Origin of the sequence: Kitasatospora sp. NPDC059817, assembly GCF_042731835.1 — a bacterium.
In the GTDB taxonomy this organism is placed as follows: domain Bacteria; phylum Actinomycetota; class Actinomycetes; order Streptomycetales; family Streptomycetaceae; genus Kitasatospora.
Genome location: NZ_JBHWIR010000424.1, coordinates 1 through 1,570, shown reverse-complemented (window position 1 = coordinate 1,570; position 1,570 = coordinate 1). Strand labels below are relative to the sequence as shown.

3 protein-coding genes are annotated in these 1,570 nt (G+C 73.6%); all 3 read left to right on the top strand.

Annotation, left to right across the window (positions count from 1 at the left end; translation table 11 throughout):
- Positions 1-654, top strand: a 654-nt coding sequence (locus ACFV61_RS35955; RefSeq protein WP_380496391.1) for a hypothetical protein, incomplete at its 5' end; no start/stop codon positions are given.
- 319 nt (positions 655-973) lie between these two features.
- Positions 974-1,378, top strand: a complete 405-nt coding sequence (locus ACFV61_RS35950) for a hypothetical protein (protein WP_380496389.1) — start codon at positions 974-976, stop codon at positions 1,376-1,378.
- On the top strand, positions 1,375-1,570 hold a 196-nt coding region (locus tag ACFV61_RS35945), incomplete at its 3' end, for a hypothetical protein (RefSeq protein WP_380496387.1). The genes ACFV61_RS35950 and ACFV61_RS35945, both read left to right, overlap by 4 nt.

Sequence of the window (1,570 nt, the reverse complement as noted above, 5' to 3'; positions counted from 1 at the left end):
GGCAGGCCGGACACCCGCCCGGCCGCCGCCGCACCCGCGCCGGCCACCACCACCGCCAGCCCGAGCCCGACGCCCTCCGCCACCCCGGTACCGGTGCCGACGCCCACCGCCGCCCCGACCACCCCCAAACCGGCCAGCACCGTCAAGGGGACCGTCAACGGCGGCAAGCACGAGGGCGACCTGCGCTACTTCCTGCTCCCGATCCCGGACGGCGGCGAGTCGTACGGGCCCGCGGACGGGATGACCATGACCAACGACGACGTCGCCGACCTGTTCGGCAAGCAGGACGGCATCATGGACATCCTCGGCTCGTACGGCTACCAGTCGGGCGCCACCCGGATGTACCGGACGGCCGACGGCAAGGCCGAGGTCACCGTCACCCTGCTGCGCTTCGGCTCCACCTCGATGGCGCGCGAGTTCGTCCAGGGATACACCCTCAAGTCGCAGGACCCGATCGACATCGACGGCGACCCGAACGCCCACGGCTACCTGCACAAGCCCAAGCAGCAGGCGTACACCGGCTCGATGACCGGCATCTCCAGCCAGGGCGACGTCCAGTACACGATCGACGTCGAGGTGAAGGGGACACCGGACAAGGCGCTGCTGAGCGGGCTGATGAAGCGCCAGCGCGAGTGGCTCGCCTCCGGCGGCTGAACGCAGCTGAACGCGGCTGAACGCGGTTGAACCCGCGCCGCCGCCCGCCCCGACGCCGTCCTCCCCACCCTCCTCTGGAGCCATCCCGTGACCACCGAACCCGCGCTGCCCCCGCCCGGCACCGCGCCGGCGCCCGCCGACGCCGCTGCCGCCGATCCAGGTCGCGCGCCCGTCCTACCCGGCCGCGGCGGTCGACCCGACCGCCTTCGCCGCCCAGCAGCCCAAGCCGCTGGCCATCGACGGCGACCTGCTCAAGCTGCTGATCGGTGCCCCGGACGGCAGCGCCGCCTGGGGAGAATTCCCGGACAAGCCGAGCTGGGTGTCGGTCGGCGAGCTCGCCGAGCACAGCGACAGCGCGGTCCGCGACTTCAAGGACCTGAACTCCCGGGGCTTCCGGCGCGCGGCCGAGGTGAACTGGAAGAAGGGCGACACCAGGTACCGCGTGTCGCTGGTCCAGTACGCGCCGGACCGCGCCAACGAAGCCGCCACGCACGCCGTCGGCACCACCCGCAACCTGAAGCCGTTCGCCGACGGCGCCAACGGCGGCTACCGGGTGGACGAGACACCCAGGTACTGGGCCGACAGCGCCGATCGGTACTACTACGGCCAGGCCGTAGCCCAGCGCGGCACGGTGGCGATGGTGGTCGAGGTCTTCGACCCCAAGCCGGTGAACCCCGACGTCGTGAAGGACCTCGCCAAGCAGCAATGGGAGCGGCTGGTATGACCGACAACAGCATGACCGGGACCCCGGCCGCCACGCCGGCGCCGACCGCCCCCGAGGCGGCCCCGGCCGCCGCCGAACAGCCCGTCGCCGAGCAGCAGTTCGCCGCCGAGCCCGCCGCGCCGACCGCCGCCGCGCCCACCGCTCCCGCCGCCCCGCGCCCCGCCTCCCGCCGCCTGCTGCGCGCGGGTGCCG